At 60.8% G+C, this 19,027-nt stretch carries 15 protein-coding genes; 7 read left to right on the top strand and 8 right to left on the bottom strand.

Annotation, left to right across the window (positions count from 1 at the left end; translation table 11 throughout):
* Nucleotides 1-7: 7 nt before the first annotated feature.
* Nucleotides 8-1,318, top strand: coding sequence for an autotransporter outer membrane beta-barrel domain-containing protein (locus YA0848_RS26155; RefSeq protein ID WP_169902300.1), 1,311 nt, complete (start codon nucleotides 8-10; stop codon nucleotides 1,316-1,318).
* A 74-nt stretch (nucleotides 1,319-1,392) separates the two neighbouring features.
* On the opposite strand, the gene oadA is transcribed toward YA0848_RS26155, so the two are convergent.
* Nucleotides 1,393-3,201, bottom strand: coding sequence for a sodium-extruding oxaloacetate decarboxylase subunit alpha (gene oadA, locus YA0848_RS26150; RefSeq protein WP_169902299.1), 1,809 nt, complete (start codon nucleotides 3,199-3,201; stop codon nucleotides 1,393-1,395).
* 11 nt (nucleotides 3,202-3,212) lie between these two features.
* On the bottom strand, nucleotides 3,213-4,628 hold the full coding sequence (locus tag YA0848_RS26145) for an acetyl-CoA carboxylase biotin carboxylase subunit (RefSeq protein ID WP_034101546.1): 1,416 nt from the start codon (nucleotides 4,626-4,628) through the stop codon (nucleotides 3,213-3,215).
* A 196-nt stretch (nucleotides 4,629-4,824) separates the two neighbouring features.
* Here YA0848_RS26145 and YA0848_RS26140 point away from each other — a divergent pair, with 196 nt between their 5' ends.
* Nucleotides 4,825-5,799, top strand: a complete 975-nt coding sequence (locus YA0848_RS26140) for a LysR family transcriptional regulator (protein ID WP_034101547.1) — start codon at nucleotides 4,825-4,827, stop codon at nucleotides 5,797-5,799.
* Here YA0848_RS26140 and YA0848_RS36175 read toward each other — a convergent pair.
* The 3 genes from YA0848_RS36175 to YA0848_RS26130 form a co-directional block, all read right to left on the bottom strand.
* Nucleotides 5,729-5,926, bottom strand: a complete 198-nt coding sequence (locus YA0848_RS36175) for a PA3496 family putative envelope integrity protein (RefSeq protein ID WP_080758807.1) — start codon at nucleotides 5,924-5,926, stop codon at nucleotides 5,729-5,731. The two genes, YA0848_RS26140 and YA0848_RS36175, sit on opposite strands and share 71 nt — an antisense overlap.
* A gap of 147 nt (nucleotides 5,927-6,073) precedes the next feature.
* Nucleotides 6,074-6,940, bottom strand: coding sequence for a transcriptional regulator HexR (gene hexR / locus YA0848_RS26135; protein WP_003187110.1), 867 nt, complete (start codon nucleotides 6,938-6,940; stop codon nucleotides 6,074-6,076).
* 162 nt (nucleotides 6,941-7,102) lie between these two features.
* Nucleotides 7,103-9,982, bottom strand: a complete 2,880-nt coding sequence (locus tag YA0848_RS26130; protein ID WP_034101548.1) for a GGDEF domain-containing phosphodiesterase — start codon at nucleotides 9,980-9,982, stop codon at nucleotides 7,103-7,105.
* 268 nt (nucleotides 9,983-10,250) lie between these two features.
* On the opposite strand from YA0848_RS26130, the gene uvrD reads away from it, so the two are divergent.
* From uvrD to YA0848_RS26115, 3 genes are all read left to right on the top strand, one after another.
* A complete protein-coding gene (gene uvrD / locus YA0848_RS26125; protein ID WP_034101549.1) occupies nucleotides 10,251-12,434 on the top strand; it encodes a DNA helicase II in 2,184 nt (727 codons plus the stop codon).
* Between the two features lie 180 nt (nucleotides 12,435-12,614).
* On the top strand, nucleotides 12,615-13,481 hold the full coding sequence (locus YA0848_RS26120; RefSeq protein WP_034101550.1) for a Tim44 domain-containing protein: 867 nt from the start codon (nucleotides 12,615-12,617) through the stop codon (nucleotides 13,479-13,481).
* Nucleotides 13,482-13,615: 134 nt separating this feature from the next.
* Nucleotides 13,616-14,023 (top strand): SMI1/KNR4 family protein, encoded by a 408-nt coding sequence (locus YA0848_RS26115; RefSeq protein ID WP_034101551.1) that lies wholly within the window; start codon nucleotides 13,616-13,618, stop codon nucleotides 14,021-14,023.
* A gap of 17 nt (nucleotides 14,024-14,040) precedes the next feature.
* Here the strand turns inward: YA0848_RS26115 and YA0848_RS26110 are convergent, their stop codons facing one another.
* On the bottom strand, nucleotides 14,041-15,804 hold the full coding sequence (locus tag YA0848_RS26110; protein WP_169902298.1) for a cation:proton antiporter: 1,764 nt from the start codon (nucleotides 15,802-15,804) through the stop codon (nucleotides 14,041-14,043).
* A 292-nt stretch (nucleotides 15,805-16,096) separates the two neighbouring features.
* Here YA0848_RS26110 and YA0848_RS26105 point away from each other — a divergent pair, with 292 nt between their 5' ends.
* Complete coding sequence (locus YA0848_RS26105) at nucleotides 16,097-16,582, top strand: acyl-CoA thioesterase (RefSeq protein WP_034101553.1); 486 nt, start codon at nucleotides 16,097-16,099, stop codon at nucleotides 16,580-16,582.
* Nucleotides 16,583-16,647: 65 nt separating this feature from the next.
* Here YA0848_RS26105 and pdxY read toward each other — a convergent pair whose 3' ends face one another.
* Nucleotides 16,648-17,520: a pyridoxal kinase PdxY gene (gene pdxY, locus YA0848_RS26100; RefSeq protein WP_034101554.1), complete on the bottom strand. Its 873-nt coding sequence runs from the start codon at nucleotides 17,518-17,520 to the stop codon at nucleotides 16,648-16,650.
* Nucleotides 17,521-17,637: 117 nt separating this feature from the next.
* Here pdxY and YA0848_RS26095 point away from each other — a divergent pair, with 117 nt between their 5' ends.
* The gene (locus YA0848_RS26095; protein WP_034101555.1) at nucleotides 17,638-18,033 is read left to right on the top strand and encodes a DUF3301 domain-containing protein; all 396 of its coding nucleotides are present in this window, start codon (nucleotides 17,638-17,640) and stop codon (nucleotides 18,031-18,033) included.
* On the opposite strand, the gene YA0848_RS26090 is transcribed toward YA0848_RS26095, so the two are convergent.
* Nucleotides 18,027-18,989 (bottom strand): CobW family GTP-binding protein, encoded by a 963-nt coding sequence (locus YA0848_RS26090; RefSeq protein ID WP_169902297.1) that lies wholly within the window; start codon nucleotides 18,987-18,989, stop codon nucleotides 18,027-18,029. The genes YA0848_RS26095 and YA0848_RS26090 overlap by 7 nt on opposite strands.
* Nucleotides 18,990-19,027 lie beyond the last annotated feature (38 nt).

The following is a 19,027-nucleotide window of genomic DNA, read 5'->3' as shown; positions in this document are numbered from 1 at the left end:
GGTTTACATGCCGCTCATACACAAGCAATTCGCACTCGCCATCACCTTGGCATTGGGTGCAATCGGGGCTCAACATGCACAGGCTCGCGGCGACATGGCGCCAGAGGATGAAGTGCTGCAGCCACTTAGAATGAGCAGCACCAAACACCCTTATCAGCCGGTGACACCCGCACCGGAAGACTTTTATTTCGCCGACCGTGCCCTCAGCCGCAACGGCCTGAGCGTGGCCCGTGTGCTGGATGCGGCGGTAGACGATCTGCTGGCATCGGATGAATTCGGCCCACGGGAGAAATACCACCTGGAACATTACGCGCAGTATCTCGCCAGCCTCGAACCCGGTCGCCTGGGGGTTTGGCTTGAGCAACTGGCGGGCAGCCATAACGCCAACCTGGGCACGGCCACCCAAGCCAGCTTGGAGCCTTTGAACGCCAGCCTGCTTTCGGCCATCCGCCAGTTGGATAACAGCACCGACGAGGCAGGCCGCGTGTGGCTGCAGGCCTTTGGAAGCAGCGGCAATCTCGACGCACAACACGGCAGCGCCGGTTTGAAACAGCGTCGCCAAGGCGTGCTGCTAGGTGCCGACTGGTCCCTCGATCACGCTTGGCGGATCGGCCTTGTGGGCGGCAAATCCGCTAGCGACCTCAGCGCCGGTCGTTTCAAGGGCGACGTGGACAGCTGGCACCTGGGCGCTTACGCGGCACGTCAGGACGGGCCGATTGCACTGCGCCTGGGTGCGCTGTACAGCCGCCACGCGGGGCAAAACAAGCGCGAGGTCAATTTCAATTTCATCGATTACCGCGAACATCTCACCGGCCAATACAAGGCCGTCAGCCAAAACGTATTTGCCGAATTGGGCTATCGATTGGACACCGGCGACCTACGCGCCGAACCGTTTTCCGGTATCGGCTTCGCGCGTTATCAGCGTCAGAGTTTTCAGGAAAAAGGCGGCTACAGCGCGCTGAATGTCGGGGCTCAGACTCAACAAAACCTCAGCAGCACCTTGGGTCTGCGAGTGGCCAAGAACTTTACGCTGGATAACCAGATGACCCTCAAACCGAACCTGAGCGCCAGTTGGAAACACCTGTATGGCGACGTCAGCAGTCGCGTGCGTCAGTCGTTCGTTGAGGAGAAACGCGAAGACTTCAACAGCGAGTTCATCATCGGCGGCACGCCCCTGGACCGAGATAACCTGACCCTGCGCACCGGCCTGGATCTGGCACTGTCGGCCAAACACAGCGTGGGCCTGACTTACACCGCCGCCTTCGGCAGCCACAGTCGCAACCAAGGCTTGATGGGGCAGTGGGCGATGGCGTTCTAGGGCGTCAAATCCGGCGCAAAAAAAAGGGGAGCACCTGCTCCCCCGAGGATTAAGCGGTTGTATCGAAGGCTGTATCAGCCTTCGATTTCAATCAGGATTTCGCCAGGGTTGACCCGATCGCCCTTGGCCACATGCACGGCCGTCACCTTACCGGCAATGGCGGCCTGCACTTCGGTCTCCATCTTCATGGCTTCGGTGATCAACACAGCCTGACCGGCTTTGACCATGTCGCCTTCCTTGACCAGTACATCGACGATATTGCCCGGCATCGCGGTGCTCACATGGCCCGGCGCCGTGGCGTGCTTGCGCTGGTTACCGCCGCTGCTGACGAATTCATTGAGCGGTTCGAACACCACTTCTTCCGGCATGCCGTCGATGGACAGGTAGAAGTGGCGCTTGCCTTCGGCCTTCACGCCCACACCGGTGATGTCGACACGGTAGCTTTCGCCGTGCACGTCAATGACGAACTCGGTCGGCACCCCTTCGCCACCGGCACGGGCCACGCCGCCGGCTTCTGGGATCGGCAACAGCACTTCCGGCGCCAGCGTCCCGGCCTCGCGCTCTTCAAGAAACTTGCGCCCGATGTCTGGGAACATGGCGTAGGTCAGCACGTCTTCTTCAGACTTGGCCAGCCCACCGATTTCCCCACGCAACTTGGTCATTTCTGGCTTGAGCAGGTCAGCCGGGCGCACGTCGATCACGTCTTCGCTGCCAATGGCCTGACGGCGCAGTTTTTCGTTCACCACGCCCGGCGCTTTGCCGTAGCCACCTTGCAGGTACAACTTCACTTCGTTGGTGATGGTCTTGTAGCGCTCACCGGCCAGCACGTTGAAGAACGCCTGGGTGCCGACGATTTGCGAGGTCGGGGTGACCAACGGTGGGAAACCGAGGTCTTCGCGTACTCGCGGGATTTCCGCCAGCACTTCGCTCATGCGGTTGAGGGCGCCCTGCTCTTTGAGCTGGTTGGCCAGGTTGGAAATCATGCCGCCCGGCACCTGGTTGACTTGAACGCGGGTGTCGACTGCGGTGAATTCGCTCTCGAACTGGTGGTACTTCTTACGCACCGCGTAGAAGTACAGGCCGATCTCTTGCAGCAGCTCCAGATCGAGGCCGGTGTCGAACTCACTGCCCTTAAGGGCGGCGACCATCGATTCGGTGCCCGGGTGGCTGGTGCCCCAGGCGAAGCTGGAGATGGCGGTGTCGATATGGTCGGCACCGTTTTCGATAGCCTTGAGTTGGCACATCGCAGCCAGGCCGGCGGTGTCGTGGGAGTGGATAAACACCGGCAGGCTCTGCTCGGCTTTCAGCGCCTTGACCAGTTCGCCGGTGGCGTACGGCGTCAGCAGGCCAGCCATGTCCTTGATCGCGATGGAGTCGCAGCCCATGGATTCCAACTGCTTGGCCTGGGCGACGAATGCCTCGACGGTGTGCACGGGGCTGGTGGTGTAGGCGATGGTGCCTTGGGCATGTTTGCCGGCGGCCTTCACCGCTTCGATGGCCACGCGCAGGTTACGCACGTCGTTCATCGCATCGAAAATGCGGAATACGTCGATGCCATTTACAGCCGCCTTGGCCACGAAGGCTTTGACCACGTCATCGCTGTAGTGGCGGTAGCCCAGCAGGTTCTGCCCACGCAGCAGCATTTGCAGGCGCGTGTTGGGCAACGCGGCGCGCAGTTTGCGCAGGCGCTCCCATGGGTCTTCCTTGAGGAAGCGCACGCAGGCGTCGAAGGTTGCGCCGCCCCAGACTTCCAGGGACCAGTAGCCGACTTTGTCGAGCTTGTCGCAGATCGGCAGCATGTCGTCGGTGCGCATGCGGGTGGCCAGCAACGATTGGTGGGCGTCACGCAGGATGGTGTCGGTTACGAAGATTTTCTTAGACATTGGAATGTTCCTCACAGGCCTGCGTGGGCGGCAATGGCGGCGGCGATGGCCAGGGCCAGCTCTTCGGGTTTGCGCTTGATCGAGTAGTTGGTCAGCTCAGGGTGGCTTTCCACAAAACTGGTGTTGAACTGGCCGCTACGGAATTCCGGGTTGCGCAGGATTTCCTGATAGTAGGCGGCGGTGGTCTTCACGCCTTGCAGGCGCATGTCGTCCAGGGCACGCAGGCCGCGGTCCATGGCTTCTTCCCAGGTCAACGCCCAGACCACCAGTTTCAGGCACATGGAGTCGTAGAACGGCGGGATGGTGTAACCGGTGTAGATCGCCGTGTCGGTGCGCACGCCGGGGCCGCCGGGGGCGTAGTAACGGGTGATCTTGCCGAAGCTGGGCAGGAAATTGTTTTTCGGGTCTTCGGCGTTGATACGGAACTGCAACGCAAAGCCACGGTGCTGGATGTCTTCCTGTTTCACCGACAACGGCAGGCCCGAGGCGATGCGGATCTGCTCACGAACGATGTCGATCCCGGTGATTTCTTCGGTGATGGTGTGTTCCACCTGCACCCGGGTGTTCATCTCCATGAAGTACACCTCGCCCTCGGCGAGCAGGAACTCCACGGTGCCGGCGTTCTCGTAACCCACGGCTTTGGCCGCGCGCACCGACAGGTCGCCGATGTAGGCGCGCTGTTCGGGGGTCAGCTGCGGGCTGGGGGCAATCTCGATCAACTTCTGGTTGCGGCGCTGGATCGAGCAATCGCGCTCGAACAAATGCACCACGTTGCCAAAGCTATCCCCGAGGATCTGCGCCTCGATGTGCTTAGGGTTGACGATGCATTTTTCCAGGAACACTTCCGCCGAACCGAAAGCTTTGGTGGCTTCGGAGATGACGCGGGGGAAGGCTTGTTCGAGTTCTTCGCGGCTGTTGCAGCGACGGATGCCGCGACCGCCACCACCGGACGTGGCCTTGAGCATCACCGGGTAACCGATACGGTCGCCTTCGGTGAGCGCTTCGTGGATGTCGGCCACGTTGCCTTCGGTGCCGGGGGTGACCGGCACGCCGGCCTTGATCATGCTGCGGCGCGCTTCGGTCTTGTCGCCCATGCGGCGGATCACTTCAGCGGCGGGGCCGATGAACTTGATCCCACGTTCGGCACAGATATCCGCCAATTCAGCGTTTTCCGACAGGAAACCATAGCCAGGGTGTAGGGCATCGCAACCGGTTTCCACCGCCAGGTTCACCAGCTTGCGCGGGTTGAGGTAGCCCGCCAGAGGCTCGGCGCCGATGCTGTGGGCTTCATCGGCCCGTTTGACGTGCAACGCGTGGCGGTCGGCATCGGAATAGACCGCGACCGAACGGATACCCATCTCGGCGCACGCCCGCACGATGCGGACGGCAATTTCACCGCGGTTGGCGATCAGGATCTTTTTTATCACTTGGAAATTCCCTTGAGCCGATTGCTGCATTCTTCGACCCGCTGAAGCCGGGTCGACGCGTGACCAAATGTTTCAGGTCAGTCGCGAGACACACACTAAGCCGCGCAAGGGATTAACAAAAATCAATAATTATTGGGTCGTGCATAAGTAAAGACTTATAGTTGGCCGAGCTGCCTTGGGCGAAAGGAATGGAATAATGCGTAAGTCATTGATGCGTATGACGTTGCGTCAATTGCAAATCTTCAATGAAGTGTGCGATTTGCGTTCTTACAGCCGCGCCGCCGAGGAAATGTCTCTGACACAACCGGCGGTCAGCCTGCAAATTCGCCAGCTCGAAGAGCTGATCGGCCAGCCGCTGTTCGACTATGTCGGCAAAAAACTCTATATGACCGAGGCCGCCGAGGCTCTGCAACGGGCCAGCCGCGATATCTTCGGGCGCCTGGAAAACCTCGATATGCAGTTGTCGGACATGCAAGGTTCGCTGCAAGGCCAGTTGAAGCTGGCGGTGGAGTCCAGCGCCAAGTACTTCGTGCCGCACCTGTTCGCCGCCTTCAAGCGCCAGCACCCAGAGGTGCAACTGCAACTGACCGTGGTCAACCGCGCCCAGGTGATCCGCCGCCTCTCGGACAACCGGGACGACCTGGTGATCATGTCCATGGTGCCCCAGGACATGGGCCTGGAATTCCTGCCCTTCCTGAATAACCCCATCGTCGCCGTGGCGTTGCCGGATCATCCGCTGAGCCTGCAAGGCCCACTGCGCCTGCAAGACCTGGAACCCTACACCCTGCTGCTGCGCGAACCCGGCTCCGGTACACGGCTGGCCTGCGAAGAGTACTTCAAGGAAAAACGTGTGCACTTCACCCAGACGGTAGAAGTGGCCTCGGCCGAAGCACAGCGCGAATGCGTGGTGGCCGGCCTGGGCATCGCCCTGCTGACCCGCCACGCCCTGAACCTGGAACTGGCCACCGGCGGGCTCAAAGAGCTGCCGGTGGAAGAGCTGCCGCTTTACCGCAGTTGGTGCCTGGTGCAGGCCAAGGCCAAGCGCCTGTCACCGGTGGCCCATGCGTTCCTGGGCTTTATCCGCAGCGAACGGGTGCAGATCAGCGCGCTGGCTGAACGCTTCGCTGGGCGGCCGCGGGTGCCTGCCAATGAAGTTCCGGGTAGTCACTGATGCTCTGGAGCAATTGGCGCTCCTCACAACGGTCTTCGATTGCGCGACGAAACGCCATGCGGCGCTGGTCTTCCTGCTGACGACGGGTCTTGACGGCGCTGTTGCTGTCTTCGTAGGGACGTGCCATTTGGAATCTCCCAATGCGAGTACGGGAGTTCAGGATGGCCTTGGGGGATGACGGGGCGATGACAGCCTGATGAAGATTCTGGACACACAGGACAATCCAATGTCGGAGAGGGCAAGCCCCTTCCGCATTTGCCTGTACTTACAGCGTTCAGTCGTCGAGGGCTTTGACGGATTTGGGCGAGAGACGCAGGCTGCGCAAGCTGCGCTTCACGCTCTTGAGGTGATTGACCAGGCTCGGCCCGCGCGCCATGGCCACGCCCATGGCCAACACATCGATCACCACCAGATGGGCAATGCGCGAGGTCAGCGGGGTGTAGATTTCAGTGTCTTCGTGCACATCGATGGCCAGATTGACCGTGGACAGTTCCGCCAACGGTGTCTGACTCGGGCACAAGGTGATCAACGACGCACCGCTTTCACGCACCAGGTTGGCGGTGATCAGCAGGTCCTTGGAGCGGCCCGACTGAGAAATGCAGATCGCCACGTCGGTCGGCTTCAAGGTCACGGCCGACATCGCCTGCATATGCGGGTCGCTGTAGGCCGCCGCCGTGAGCAATAGACGGAAGAATTTGTGCTGGGCATCGGCCGCTACCGCACCGGAGGCGCCAAAACCGTAAAACTCCACACGCTGGGCCTGAGACATGGCCGTCACGGCTTTTTGCAGCGCCACCGGGTCGAGCTTTTCGCGCACTTCCATCAGGGTGTGCAAGGTGGTGTCGAAGATTTTCAGGCTGTAGTCGGCGACGGAATCGTCTTCGTGAATCGCGAACTGACCAAAGCTGGCGCCAGCAGCCAGGCTTTGGGCCAGTTTGAGTTTTAAGTCCTGGAACCCGGAGCAACCGATGGCGCGGCAAAAACGCACGATGGTCGGTTCGCTGATGCCCACGCTGTGGGCCAGGTCGGCCATGGAACTGTGCATCACAGCCGCAGGGTCAAGCAGCACATGATCGGCAACCTTGAGTTCCGATTTGCGTAACAGGTGGCGCGACTGGGCGATATGTTGCAACAGGTTCAAAGGGCAGGACTCTTGTTATTGGCAGGGCCAGGGGATGTAGCAAGCTTGTAGTTATACTACAAGAATTGCGCTTTTGCCCGTCCAACACGTCACTAAATCGCCCTGCTGCCCTCTGATTCAAAGGGCAGACGCTTTGTAGCCACAATGGCGCCCTCGGTGTCCCTAAGAAAAATCCGCATTTTTTCGTAACAAATCCGCCATGCCATCGGCCTGCATCGGCCGACTGATCAGATAGCCCTGCACCTCGTCGCACTGCTCTGCGCGCAGGAAATCCAACTGCTGGTGATCTTCTACCCCTTCGGCCACCACTTTGAGCGCCAAGCCGTGGGCCATGGCGATAATCGCCCGGGTAATCGCCGCGTCTTCGCGACCTTGGCCCAGGCCGCGAATAAACGTTTGATCGATCTTTACGTAATCCACCGGAATGCGCTTGAGGTAACTGAGGGACGAATACCCCGTGCCAAAGTCATCAATCGCCAGTTTCACGCCTAGATCGCGTAATTGCCGGAAGGTCGCAATGATGTGTTCGACGCTGTCGAGCAACTGACTTTCGGTGAGTTCCAGCTCCAGGTACTGCGGGTCCAGACCGGTTTCCTCCAACACCTGGCGCACCAGGCTGACCAGTTTGCCCTGACGCAGTTGGTGCACCGACAAATTCACCGACACCCGAATCGGCGCCAACCCCTGACGCTGCCATTCGCACGCCTGCCAGCAGGCTTCACGCAACACGAACTCCCCCAGCGGCACGATCAGGCCGGTCTCCTCGGCCAGGCCGATAAACTCGGCCGGCGGCACCATGCCCCACTGCGGATGCTCCCAGCGGATCAGCGCCTCGGCGGCGTTGAGCTTGCCGGTGGCCAGGCACAACTTGGGCTGGTAGAACACGCTGAGCTGGCGCTCTTCGATGGCTTTGCGCAGGTGGTTTTCCAGCTGCAAGCGCTCCAGGGTGCTGGCTTGCAGGCTGTCGGTGTAGAACTGGAAGTTGTTGCCGCCCAGATGCTTGGCGTGCTGCATGGCCATGTTGGCTTGGCTGACCAGCGCGGAAATTTCCCGTGCGTTATCCGGCAAAAGGCTGACACCCATCGACGCACTGACCACCAATTCATGCCCCTCCACCGTGACCGGCACCCGCAGCTTGGCCAGCAGCCGCGTGGCCACCCGCGCCAGGCTCGACAGGCTGCCGTAGGCATCGAACAACACGGCAAATTCATCGCCGGACAAGCGCGCAATAGTGTCGGCCTCGGGCAAGGCGTTGATCAGGCGCCGCGCCATTTTCTGCAACAGCTGGTCGGCCACTTCGTGCCCCAGGCTGTCATTGAGCAGCTTGAAGCGATCCAGATTGATGTGCAGCAGCGCCAGGCTGCGCCCTCCCTTACGCACTCTTTGATGGGCTTCACGCAGCCGTTCGCGGAACAGCGAGCGGTTAGCCAGGCCGGTCAGTTCGTCGTAGTGAGTAAGGTGACGCATGCGTTCTTCGGACTCGCGGCGCGCCGACAAATCGGCGAAGAACCCCACGATATGACTGACGTTTCCCCGAACATCGCGCACTACATTAAGTTGCAGCCACTGCGGGTAGAGTTCGCCGTTTTTGCGCGTTTCCACCAATTCGCCCTGCCAGGTGCCGTGCATGAGCAATGCCTGACGGATCATCGGGAAGTGACGCCGCGCATCGCGGCTGCTGGGCAACTCCACCACGTTGCGACCCAGCATGTCATCGCGCTCAAAGCCGGTGACACGGCTGAACGCCTGATTGACGGCAATCAGTACGTAGTTCGGGTCGAGGATCACGATGCCTTCGCTGGCCGCCTCGAACACCGTCGATGCCAGGCGCTGTTGCTCTTCCAGGGCTTTGCCAGCGCTGATATCCCGGCGGGTGCCGAGCATGCGGATCACGCGCCCGCTGGGGCTACGTTCAACCGCACGGCCGCGGTCTTCGATCCAGACCCAGCGACCGTCGGCGTGCCGCACACGGTATTCCACCTGGTAGTCCTCGCTACGGCCTTTGAGGTGCTCTACCAGTGCGCGCTTGAGCAACGGCAGGTCATCGGGGTGCAGGCGCGGCTTGAGGTGACTGAGCATGGCCGTGATGCATTCAGGCTCCAGGCCGAACAGCTCTTTGATCTGGGTGTGATGCACTTCGTCGGTTTGCAGGTTCCAGTCCCACAGCCCCAACTCACTGGCCTGCAACGCCATGACCAGGCGTGCTTCGCTTTTATTCAGGGCCTGGCTGGCGAGGTCCAGTTCCTGGCTGCGTTGCGCCACGCGATCCTGCAAGCCGACTTGTACGTCGCGCAATTCCTGCTCGACCTGGCGCCGTTGCTCGACTTCACGCACCAAGTCCTGATTCAACTGCTCACTGCGCTGCTGCGCCTGCTGCAGATGCTCGATCAATGCCTGGTTTTGAAAGCGGCGCAATAGGCCACGCTGAATCAGGCGATTGACCTGCCATGCCACCAGGCTCAAGGACGCCAGCAGAATCAGGCCGAGTACGCCCCAACCTTGTTGCTGCGGCTCGCCGTTCCAGAACAGATAGACAATGGAAGGCACCAGGCAGGGCAAAGCAAATGACAGAAACGCAGGAAAACTTACGGCATACGCCACGCTGGCCGACAACGTGGCCGCGCCGATCAGGCCGAACACCCACGCCTGCTGCATGAAACTGTTGACCGGCGCCAGGGCGATGGCGGCCGTGGCCAAGGTTAGACCGCTGACTGCCGAACCGAGCATGAACATGCGTCGCCAAATCGGCCTGGCCTGACGGCTGGGCATGGCCGAATCGAACGCCGCCACCTGGATCACGCGCAGCGCCACCAACGCCAGCAGCCACACCAGCCAGATGCTGTCGAGCAGGTATTGGGCGGGGTTCCACAACAACCAGGCACACACCACCCCGTTGACCAGCATCAACAAGGTCGGCAGCAGCGACCCCTGATACAACAGGCGTGTGCGCTCGACGGCCATTTCGGTGGCGTACTGTTTGTGAATAACCTGCGCGGGCGCGGGCGCGGCCGAGGAGCTGGGCAGGTCAGTGCTGAGGGTCATAGGCAGTGTTCTTATAATGGTGAGCCCGAAACGTCGACGGAGCATACACAAGCAAGCGCTCTGGCCAAACTGCTCCACGTCATAAAAACCTCACGGCTGCGCCGCGCAAACCTTTGGGCCAGACGGCTTGAGCGAGACACCGCGCGGGCTGCGGCGCCTGACTAACCGGTCATCCGCCTCACCGCCCTAAGGAGCATGCCGATGGTTTTGTCCCGACCGCCCGGCATTGGCATTTGCCCCACTCCCCCGAGGGCCATAGAATGCGCCGATGCGCGATGATCTCTCTCTTTTGCTTAATTCCCTCAACGATGCCCAACGCCAGGCCGTAGCGGCCCCCGTTGGCCGTCAGTTGGTCCTGGCCGGTGCTGGCTCCGGTAAAACCCGAGTGCTGGTGCACCGTATCGCCTGGTTGATCCAGGTCGAGAACGCATCGCCGCACTCCATCCTGTCGGTGACGTTCACCAACAAGGCCGCCGCCGAGATGCGCCATCGCATCGAGCAGCTGATGGGCATCAGCCCGGCCGGTATGTGGGTCGGCACCTTCCACGGCCTGGCGCATCGCCTGTTGCGTGCCCACTGGCAGGAAGCAGGCCTGAGCCAGACCTTCCAGATTCTGGACAGCGACGACCAGCAACGCCTGGTCAAGCGCGTGATTCGCGAGTTGGGCCTCGATGAACAACGCTGGCCCGCGCGTCAGGCCCAGTGGTTTATCAACGGCCAGAAAGACGAAGGGCTGCGCCCGCAACATATTCAGGCCAGTGGCGACCTGTTCCTGGCCACCATGCGCAGCATTTATGAAGCCTACGAGGCTGCTTGCGTACGCGCCGGCGTGATCGACTTCTCCGAATTGCTGCTGCGCGCCCTTGACCTGTGGCGCGACAACCCGGGCTTGCTGGCCCATTACCAGAAGCGCTTCCGGCACATTCTGGTGGACGAGTTCCAGGACACTAACGCCGTGCAGTACGCGTGGTTGCGCCTGCTGGCCAAGGGCGGCGACAGCCTGATGGTGGTGGGCGACGACGATCAGTCGATCTACGGCTGGCGCGGCGCGAAAATCGAGAACATCTATCAGTATTCCGAGGATTTCCCGGACGCGGTCACTATCCGCCTGGAGCAGAACTACCGCTCCACTGCCGGCATTCTCAAGGCCGCCAACGCCTTGATCGCCAACAACACCGGGCGTCTGGGCAAGGAATTGTGGACCGACGGCGGCGAAGGCGAAGCGATCAACCTGTACGCCGCATTCAACGAACACGATGAAGCGCGCTATGTGGTCGAAACCATCGAAAGCGCCCTGAAAACCGGCATCGCCCGCAGCGATATCGCCATTCTGTACCGCTCCAACGCCCAATCGCGGGTGCTGGAAGAAGCCTTGTTGCGCGAGCGCATCCCCTACCGCATTTATGGCGGCCAGCGCTTCTTCGAACGTGCGGAAATCAAGAACGCCATGGCCTACCTGCGCTTGCTGGAAGGCCGTGGTAACGACGCGGCGTTGGAGCGGGTGATCAATATCCCGGCCCGTGGCATTGGTGAGAAAACCGTTGAAGCGATCCGCGAGCATGCCCGCCACGCCGATGTGTCGATGTGGGAGGCCATGCGCCTGCTGATCGCCAACAAGGGTTTGACCGGTCGCGCAGCCGGGGCGCTGGGCGTGTTTGTCGAACTGATCGAGAACCTCGCGGCCAAGTGCGCGGAAATGCCCCTGCACTTGATGACCCAGACCGTCATCGAGCAGTCCGGATTGATCGCCTATCACGAAGCGGAAAAAGGCGAGAAAGGCCAGGCCCGGGTGGAAAACCTTGAGGAACTGGTCAGCGCGGCTCGTGCATTCGAGAACACTGAGGAAGACGAAGAACTGACCCCGCTCGCCGCATTCCTCGGCCATGCGTCCCTGGAAGCCGGCGATACCCAGGCCGACGAGCACGAAGACAGCATTCAGCTGATGACTCTGCACAGCGCCAAGGGCCTGGAATTCCCGTACGTGTTCCTGGTGGGCATGGAAGAAGGCCTGTTCCCACACAAGATGAGCCTGGAAGAACCCGGCCGCCTTGAGGAAGAACGCCGCCTGGCCTACGTGGGCATTACCCGGGCCATGCAGAACCTGGTGATGACCTACGCCGAGACCCGACGGCTGTACGGGAGCGAAACCTACAACAAGGTGTCGCGCTTCGTACGCGAAGTGCCAAAAGGTCTGATCCAGGAAGTGCGCTTGTCCAACAGCGTCAGTCGCCCATTCGGCGGTGGCCAGCAGCAGAACTCCAGCAACATGTTCGCCGGTTCTGAGATTCCGGAAACGCCGTTCAGCCTTGGCCAGCAGGTCAAGCATGCGATCTTCGGCGAAGGCGTGATCCTCAACTTCGAAGGCGCCGGTGCCCAGGCCCGCGTGCAGGTGAACTTCGCCGAAGGCAGCAAGTGGCTGATGATGGGTTACGCCAAACTCGAAGCGATCTGAACTGCGGGCTTGCCGCTCGTTATCCTTGTTTTTAACGAGCGCGGGCCCATATCTGTAATTAGTCCTACAGATCTTTCGGATTCAGTCCTACGCAAAAGCCCGAAACATTATGTCGCTAGCCACTGTCATTACACCTGTGCAACATGGCGCGCGTGCAATCCACAAATGGGAATTCCCTTTATGAAACGTTTTCTTAGCATCGCCATGGCGTTGTGCATCGGCCTGACGATGAGCCTCGACGCCAACGCCAAACGCTTCGGTGGCGGCAAAAGTTCGGGCGCAGCCCCCACTCACCAGACCAGCCAAATGGCCCCATCCGCCGGTGCGGGCGGTGCAGCAGCCACCGCAGGCGCGGCCGGTGCAGCAGGCGCTGCGGCCAAGGCCGGCGGCGCTTCGCGCTGGTTGGGCCCTCTGGCCGGTATCGCAGCCGGTGGCCTGCTGGCGTCCATGTTCATGGGTGGCGGCTTCCAGGGCATGCAGATCTTCGACATCCTGATCCTCGCGGTCATCGCCTTCGTGATCTTCCGCTTTATCGCCGCCCGTCGCCGCAAGCAGCAGGAGCACCTGGCTCCGGCCGGCGCGCCGATGCAGCGTGAAGTGTTCGAGCAGAAGCCGGCCATGGGCTCGATCTTCGGTGGTTCGGCAGCGCCTGCCGCCCGTCCGGTGATCAATGCACCGGCCTGGTTCAACGAAGAGCGTTTTATCGAAGCGGCCCGCAGCCACTTCCAGTCCCTGCAGCAGCACTGGGACGCCAACGAAATGGACAAGATCGCCGAGTTCGTGACCCCACAACTGCTGGAGTTCCTCAAGCGCGAACGCGCCGATTTGGGCGACGGTTTCCAGTCGACCTATATCGACGACCTGCGCGTCCAGCTTGACGGTGTGGATGATCGCGCCGACAAGACCATCGCCACCCTGACTTTCAGCGGTGTGTCGAAAACCTCGCGTTTCGACCAGGGCGAAGCGTTCAGCGAAAGCTGGAACATGGAACGCGCCCAGGGCGATAACCAGCCTTGGCTGGTCGCCGGTATCCGCCAGAACGGCTGATCCCCGCTCGCTTGAGCCCGCAACAAAGAAACCCCGGACCTGTCCGGGGTTTTCTATTTCACGGTTGCACTTATAGCGAGCTACTGTATAAAACGCCCCTATCAACCCGCGCCATCAGCAAGAGGATCCCGGCCGTGGAAGAAATCATCGAACAACTGCGTGAAGCCAACGAACCGGTTCCGGTTCCGCTGGAACTGCCTGACGAAGACCTGCTGGTGGAAATCGAAGAACAGCTGTTCATCGATATCCCCTTTGTCTTCCGCGAATTTCTGCTGACCGTCAGCGACGTGGTCTACGGCAGCCTGGAGCCGGTGACCGTCACCGACCCTCAATCTCATACCTACCTGCCGGACGTGGCCGCCAATGCCTGGGATGCCGGTGTGGAGCGTAGCCTGATCCCGATCTGCCAGGACGGCGACGACTACTACTGCGTTGAGGAAGACGGCACTGTGGTGCTGTGGTCAGCCGAAGAGGAACTTGTCCAGGAAGAAACCTGGGAATCGGTCTGGCACTGGGCGCGGGACGTCTGGCTGGAAAGCTGAGTCCCGTACTCGGCGCTTTAGTGCTCCGGCGTATCGTTATGGTTGTCCAGCGTTTCCAACAACGCGACCTGCATCCGCGTATGCACGCGGATGAACCAGCGCCAGAGCACCGCCGCCACCGCCGCCGCAACCACCGCGACCAGCACCAGCAACTTGTTGGTCGGCAGGATACTGGCCGACAACGCGGCCAAAAGCAGAAAGATCACCAGCAGCGACAGAATCGGAATCAGCTCGGCAATCACCCGCCGCACACGCTGGGTATGCCGTCCGGCCATTTCCGGCTTGACGCTCATCTCCGCCAGCAACATCGACAGGGCTTTGAGCTTGCGGTACGCCGCGATCAAAAACGGCAGCGACAACAGCAGCGCCCCGCCCCAGATCAATGCCTTTTGCCAGCTGGGATCGCTGATCCAACCCTCCAGATACCCGCCGATATGTGCGGCGAAATAGCTGCCGGCAAAGAAGATCGCCACCACCAGCGCCAGATTCACCCCTACTTGCAGGACGATTTTGCGGATCATCGCCGCCAGCATCGCGCCCTCTCCCTGAGGCTGAATGCTGCGCAACCATTCGCCATACATACCGAACACCCGGCTCATGCGCCGAGGCATCACTGCCGCCATCTTCAATGACAACGGGTCGGCCCCACGAATCAGATAGGGGGTGAGCAAAGTGGTAATGGCCGAGACCGCCACCGCCACCGGATACAGAAAGTCGCTGGTCACCTGCAACGTCATTCCTAACGCCGCGATGATGAAGGAAAACTCGCCTATCTGTGACAGGCCCATGCCGACCCGCAATGACGTACGCCCATCGTTACCCGCGATAAACGCCCCCAGGCCACAGGAGAGCATCTTGCCCAGCACCACCGCGACGGTGATCACAGCGATAGGCCAGGCGTACTGAAGCAGGATCCGAGGGTCGATCATCAGACCGATGGCGACAAAGAAAATCGCACTGAACATGTCGCGAACCGGCTCGATCAGGCGCTCAATCTTAAGCAACTGCCGCGACTCGGCCATGATCGCGCCAATCAGGAACGCGCCCAGCACCATGCTGTATTCCAGCTTCACCACCAGCAGGCAGAACCCGAAGCACAGGCCCAACACGGTAATCAGCAACATCTCGTTGCTTTCGAACTTGGCCACATAGGCCAGCAGGCGCGGCACCAGCAGAATACCGATCACCAGCGCGACGACCATGAACAGCGAGAGCTTGCCGACCGTGGAAAACACCTCGCCGGAGCTGACCGTGCCGCTGACGGCGATGCTCGACAACAGCGCGATGATGCCGATCCCGAGGATGTCTTCCACTATCAGCACGCCGAAAATCAGTTGGGCGAAGCGCTGGTCTTTCATCTTCAGGTCATTGAGGGCTTTGACGATGATGGTGGTGGAAGAGATGGCCAGGATCGCGCCGAGGAACAGCGAGTCCATGGTGCTCCAGTCGAACCAGCGGCCGATTTCGTAGCCGATCCAGATCATCAGGATGATTTCCAGGAACGCCGCGATAAACGCAGTGGCACCCACCTTGAACAACTTGCGTAGGCTGAACTCCAGGCCCAGGCAGAACATCAGGAAGATCACCCCCAGCTCGGCCAGTGTCTTGATGGTGTCTTCGTCGTGGATCAGCCCGAAGGGCGGCGTGTGGGGGCCGATGATAAAGCCGGCGACGATATACCCCAGCACCACAGGCTGCTTAAGCCGATGAAACAGGATGGTAACCACCCCTGCCACCAACATGATCACAGCCAAGTCCTGGATAAAGCTGATGGCGTGCATGGCGAGGGGCTCCTTGAGGGTACCGGCGCTTTTCCCACTTCAGCTCGCAGCGTTAACTGGCCTTAAAAAGCTGAAGGAAAAGTCCACCTAAATCGTAAGAAATGCCCTGAGACGGGCTTTTGAAGGTTAACACCGCGACTTCCGGCGAAAAGCCGGTGCAATATATGGAAACAGATCGGCCCACGCGTGACGGCAAGCCGCCCGCCGGCGTCCCGTTAGGGCTAGCGCAGTAAAGAGTCCAGCACCCGCAGAGGTGCTTTCCCCACCAATGCCTATAACCCGTGAGTGAGCTATGGAACCCGGAAACGCCCAGCTGTCGATGACGGTCTTGATGACCCCTGATATGGCCAACTTCTCAGGCAATGTCCATGGCGGCACCTTGCTCAAGTACCTCGACGAAGTGGCCTACGCCTGCGCCAGCCGTTACGCCGGGCGCTATGTGGTGACGTTATCGGTGGATCAGGTGATTTTCCGCGAGCCGATCCATGTCGGCGAGCTGGTGACCTTTCTCGCTTCGGTCAATTACACCGGCAATACCTCCATGGAAGTGGGCATCAAGGTGGTGACCGAGAACATTCGCGAGCGCTCGGTGCGGCATACCAACAGCTGCTTCTTTACCATGGTGGCGGTGGACGACCAGCGCAAACCGGCTGCCGTCCCGCCGTTGCAACCGCATAACAGTGAAAGCAAGCGGCGCTTTGTGCAGGCTCAACAACGTCGGCAGATTCGCCAGGAGCTGGAAAAGCGCTATCAGGAAATCAAGGCCGACGCGCCGTAAGGTTGAGGCCGTAAACCCAACAACAATGTGGGAGCGGGCTTGCTCCCACATTGGGTCAGGTGTGCTTACAGAGTGATGGGTGTCGCTTCGAAGCGAACGCGAGGATGGGCGATACGGTCCTGGGCGCGCACCAGCTCCAATTCATAACTGGCGCAAGCCTGGGTCTCCAGCAGTACTTCGTGGACGGCCGCAGCGGTAAACTCAAAGGCCGCCAGTAAGCTGTCCCCCAACAACACACGCGCCAGGAACAACCCGGATGTCAGGTCTCCCACCCCCACCGGCTGGCGCGGGAAGGCCAGCAACGGCCGGCGCAGGTGCCAACTGGCGTCGGCGGTTACCAGCAGCATCTCGAAGCCGTCCGGCAACTTGCCCGGGTAATCCAAATGCTTGACCAGAACCGCCTTGGGCCCACGGGCTAGCAACGCCTTGGCCATGGCCAGGCAATCGAACAGCGAGCGCGGTTTGCGCCCGGCAAAACTGTCCAGTTCCAGTTGGTTGGGGCACAGGAAGTCGGCCATGGCCGCGGCTTCATCAAGCAGGAAATCGCTGACTTCCTGGGGCACGATGCAGCCTTTTTCCGGATGCCCCATTACCGGGTCGCATAAGTAAAGCGCCTTGGGATTGACTGCCTTGATGCGCGCCACGCCGCTGAGGATCGCCCGGCCCTGGTCCGCACTGCCCAGGTAACCGGACAGGATGGCATCGCAGTTACCCAGCTCGCCGATGGCGGCAATGCCTTCCACCAACGCAGGAATTTGCTGCGGCGCCAACACTTCTCCCGCCCACTGTCCATACTGGGTGTGGTTGGAGAACTGCACCGTGTTGAGCGGCCAGACGTTTACCCCGACCCGCTGCATGGGGAACACGGCGGCGCTGTTTCCGGCGTGGCCAAAGACCACATGAGACTGGATCGCAAGCAGATGAGGGGTGCGTTTCATGCAGGGGATTTCCGTAAAGCCGTTTGGATTCTGGCCGCGCAGTATGCGACTAAACGCAGCCTGTACGACAGACCGGCGACACAGTTAAGCTGCTCTCACTTTGTTGGAGTTCATCGCATGCTGACCCTGGGAAACATGTTTGTGTTGATGCTGCTGGCGACCGGTGCCGCCTGGGTGTGGCACAACCACGGCTTGCGCGAGCGCGCGTTGGAGCGGGTCAAGCAGCATTGCGCCAAGCTCGACATCGAGCTGCTGGACGGCGCGGTAGCGCTCAAGCGCATCGGCTTTGTAAAGGATGCCAATGGGCGGCGGCGTTTGGCGCGGGTCTACAATTTCGAGTTCACCGTGACCGGCGAAACCCGCCACCCCGGCACCATCACTCAGTTCGGCGCCCATAGCGCGCAGATTGAACTGGCGCCCTACCCGTTCGAGATCAAGACACCTTTGCCTAGCGCCGAGATCATCGAGCTGAGCCAATGGCGCCAGGACCACAGCACCAAGCACCGTCAATAACGGCAGGCCGCCAACCCGGCCTGCAATGCCGCCACGTCCTGTGGCGTGCTGAAGATCAATTCAAGACGAGAATCACGGCGCCATTCGCTGGGCAGCCACGCGAGCGAGCAGTTATCCAGAGCATTGGCGCTGACCCAACCGTCGCGGCTGTGGATAACCAGCTTGGCGCGCCGCCACGCGAGGTCTGCCAGCCACGCCGCCACGCGTTGAGTGTCGAATTGCTGGCTAGGATGCCAACGCCAACCCACACTCCAGCCGCCGTCCTGGGCGTGGCTCAGGCAAATCGGCACGGCCGGATCGCTCCAGATCGCTGGTATATGCGCCAAGCCTGGGGACTCATGACCGTTATCCACAGCCTCGCCCGCGTGCTGATCCAACCCCGGCAGCAGGGCCAATGGCAGATGCGCCTGATGGGTCCAGTAACGCGGGCAATCGGGTAACCGGGCCTCAATCGCCTGACGCTGCACCGCGTCCAGCCCCTCCTCCTTGTTCAAGACCAGCAGCCCAGCATTGGTCAGTGTTTCCTGCTGTGCCGGCGGCAAGGGGTTGCCTCTGGCCAGGGCCTGGGCATCCAGGACCAGCACACAAGGCTGGACCGTCAACACGCCCTGCCACGGCACTTGGCGCAACTGCTTGAGCAACTGCGCCGGATGGCCCAACCCCGATGGCTCGATAAACAAACGATGCGGCTTGGCCTTACGCAACAAACGGCTAAGACCTACCTGGAACGGTGCACCGTTCACACAACACAGGCAGCCACCGGCGACCTCGCCCAAGGCAATACCGTCGTCATCCTGGGTCAGCAGCGCGGCGTCCAGGCCGATCTGGCCGAACTCATTGATCAATACTGCCCAGCGCTCATCTTCCGGGCGTTGGGCCAGCAGTTGCCTGATCAGGCTAGTCTTGCCGGCACCTAGTGGCCCGGCTATCACATGAGTGGGAATGTTCTGCAGCATGGAGGGCATCATTCAGGCCGTGTAGAGCGCTTGATCCT

It is taken from the genome of Pseudomonas sp. S4_EA_1b (assembly GCF_016307435.1).
Taxonomy (GTDB): Bacteria; Pseudomonadota; Gammaproteobacteria; order Pseudomonadales; family Pseudomonadaceae; genus Aquipseudomonas; species Aquipseudomonas rhodesiae.
Note: the sequence above shows the minus strand (reverse complement) of the source record. Positions and strands in the feature narration are given on the sequence as shown.

Coding starts and splice junctions, on each gene's coding strand:
- YA0848_RS36175 (WP_080758807.1), bottom strand. CDS start 5,926: ATGGCACGTCCCTACGAAGACAGCAACAGCGCCGTCAAGACCCGTCGT.
- YA0848_RS26110 (WP_169902298.1), bottom strand. CDS start 15,804: ATGCACGCCATCAGCTTTATCCAGGACTTGGCTGTGATCATGTTGGTG.
- YA0848_RS26130 (WP_034101548.1), bottom strand. CDS start 9,982: ATGACCCTCAGCACTGACCTGCCCAGCTCCTCGGCCGCGCCCGCGCCC.
- YA0848_RS26155 (WP_169902300.1), top strand. CDS start 8: ATGCCGCTCATACACAAGCAATTCGCACTCGCCATCACCTTGGCATTG.
- YA0848_RS26140 (WP_034101547.1), top strand. CDS start 4,825: ATGCGTAAGTCATTGATGCGTATGACGTTGCGTCAATTGCAAATCTTC.
- pdxY (WP_034101554.1), bottom strand. CDS start 17,520: ATGAAACGCACCCCTCATCTGCTTGCGATCCAGTCTCATGTGGTCTTT.
- YA0848_RS26090 (WP_169902297.1), bottom strand. CDS start 18,989: ATGCTGCAGAACATTCCCACTCATGTGATAGCCGGGCCACTAGGTGCC.
- YA0848_RS26105 (WP_034101553.1), top strand. CDS start 16,097: ATGGAACCCGGAAACGCCCAGCTGTCGATGACGGTCTTGATGACCCCT.
- YA0848_RS26095 (WP_034101555.1), top strand. CDS start 17,638: ATGCTGACCCTGGGAAACATGTTTGTGTTGATGCTGCTGGCGACCGGT.
- oadA (WP_169902299.1), bottom strand. CDS start 3,201: ATGTCTAAGAAAATCTTCGTAACCGACACCATCCTGCGTGACGCCCAC.
- YA0848_RS26120 (WP_034101550.1), top strand. CDS start 12,615: ATGAAACGTTTTCTTAGCATCGCCATGGCGTTGTGCATCGGCCTGACG.
- uvrD (WP_034101549.1), top strand. CDS start 10,251: ATGCGCGATGATCTCTCTCTTTTGCTTAATTCCCTCAACGATGCCCAA.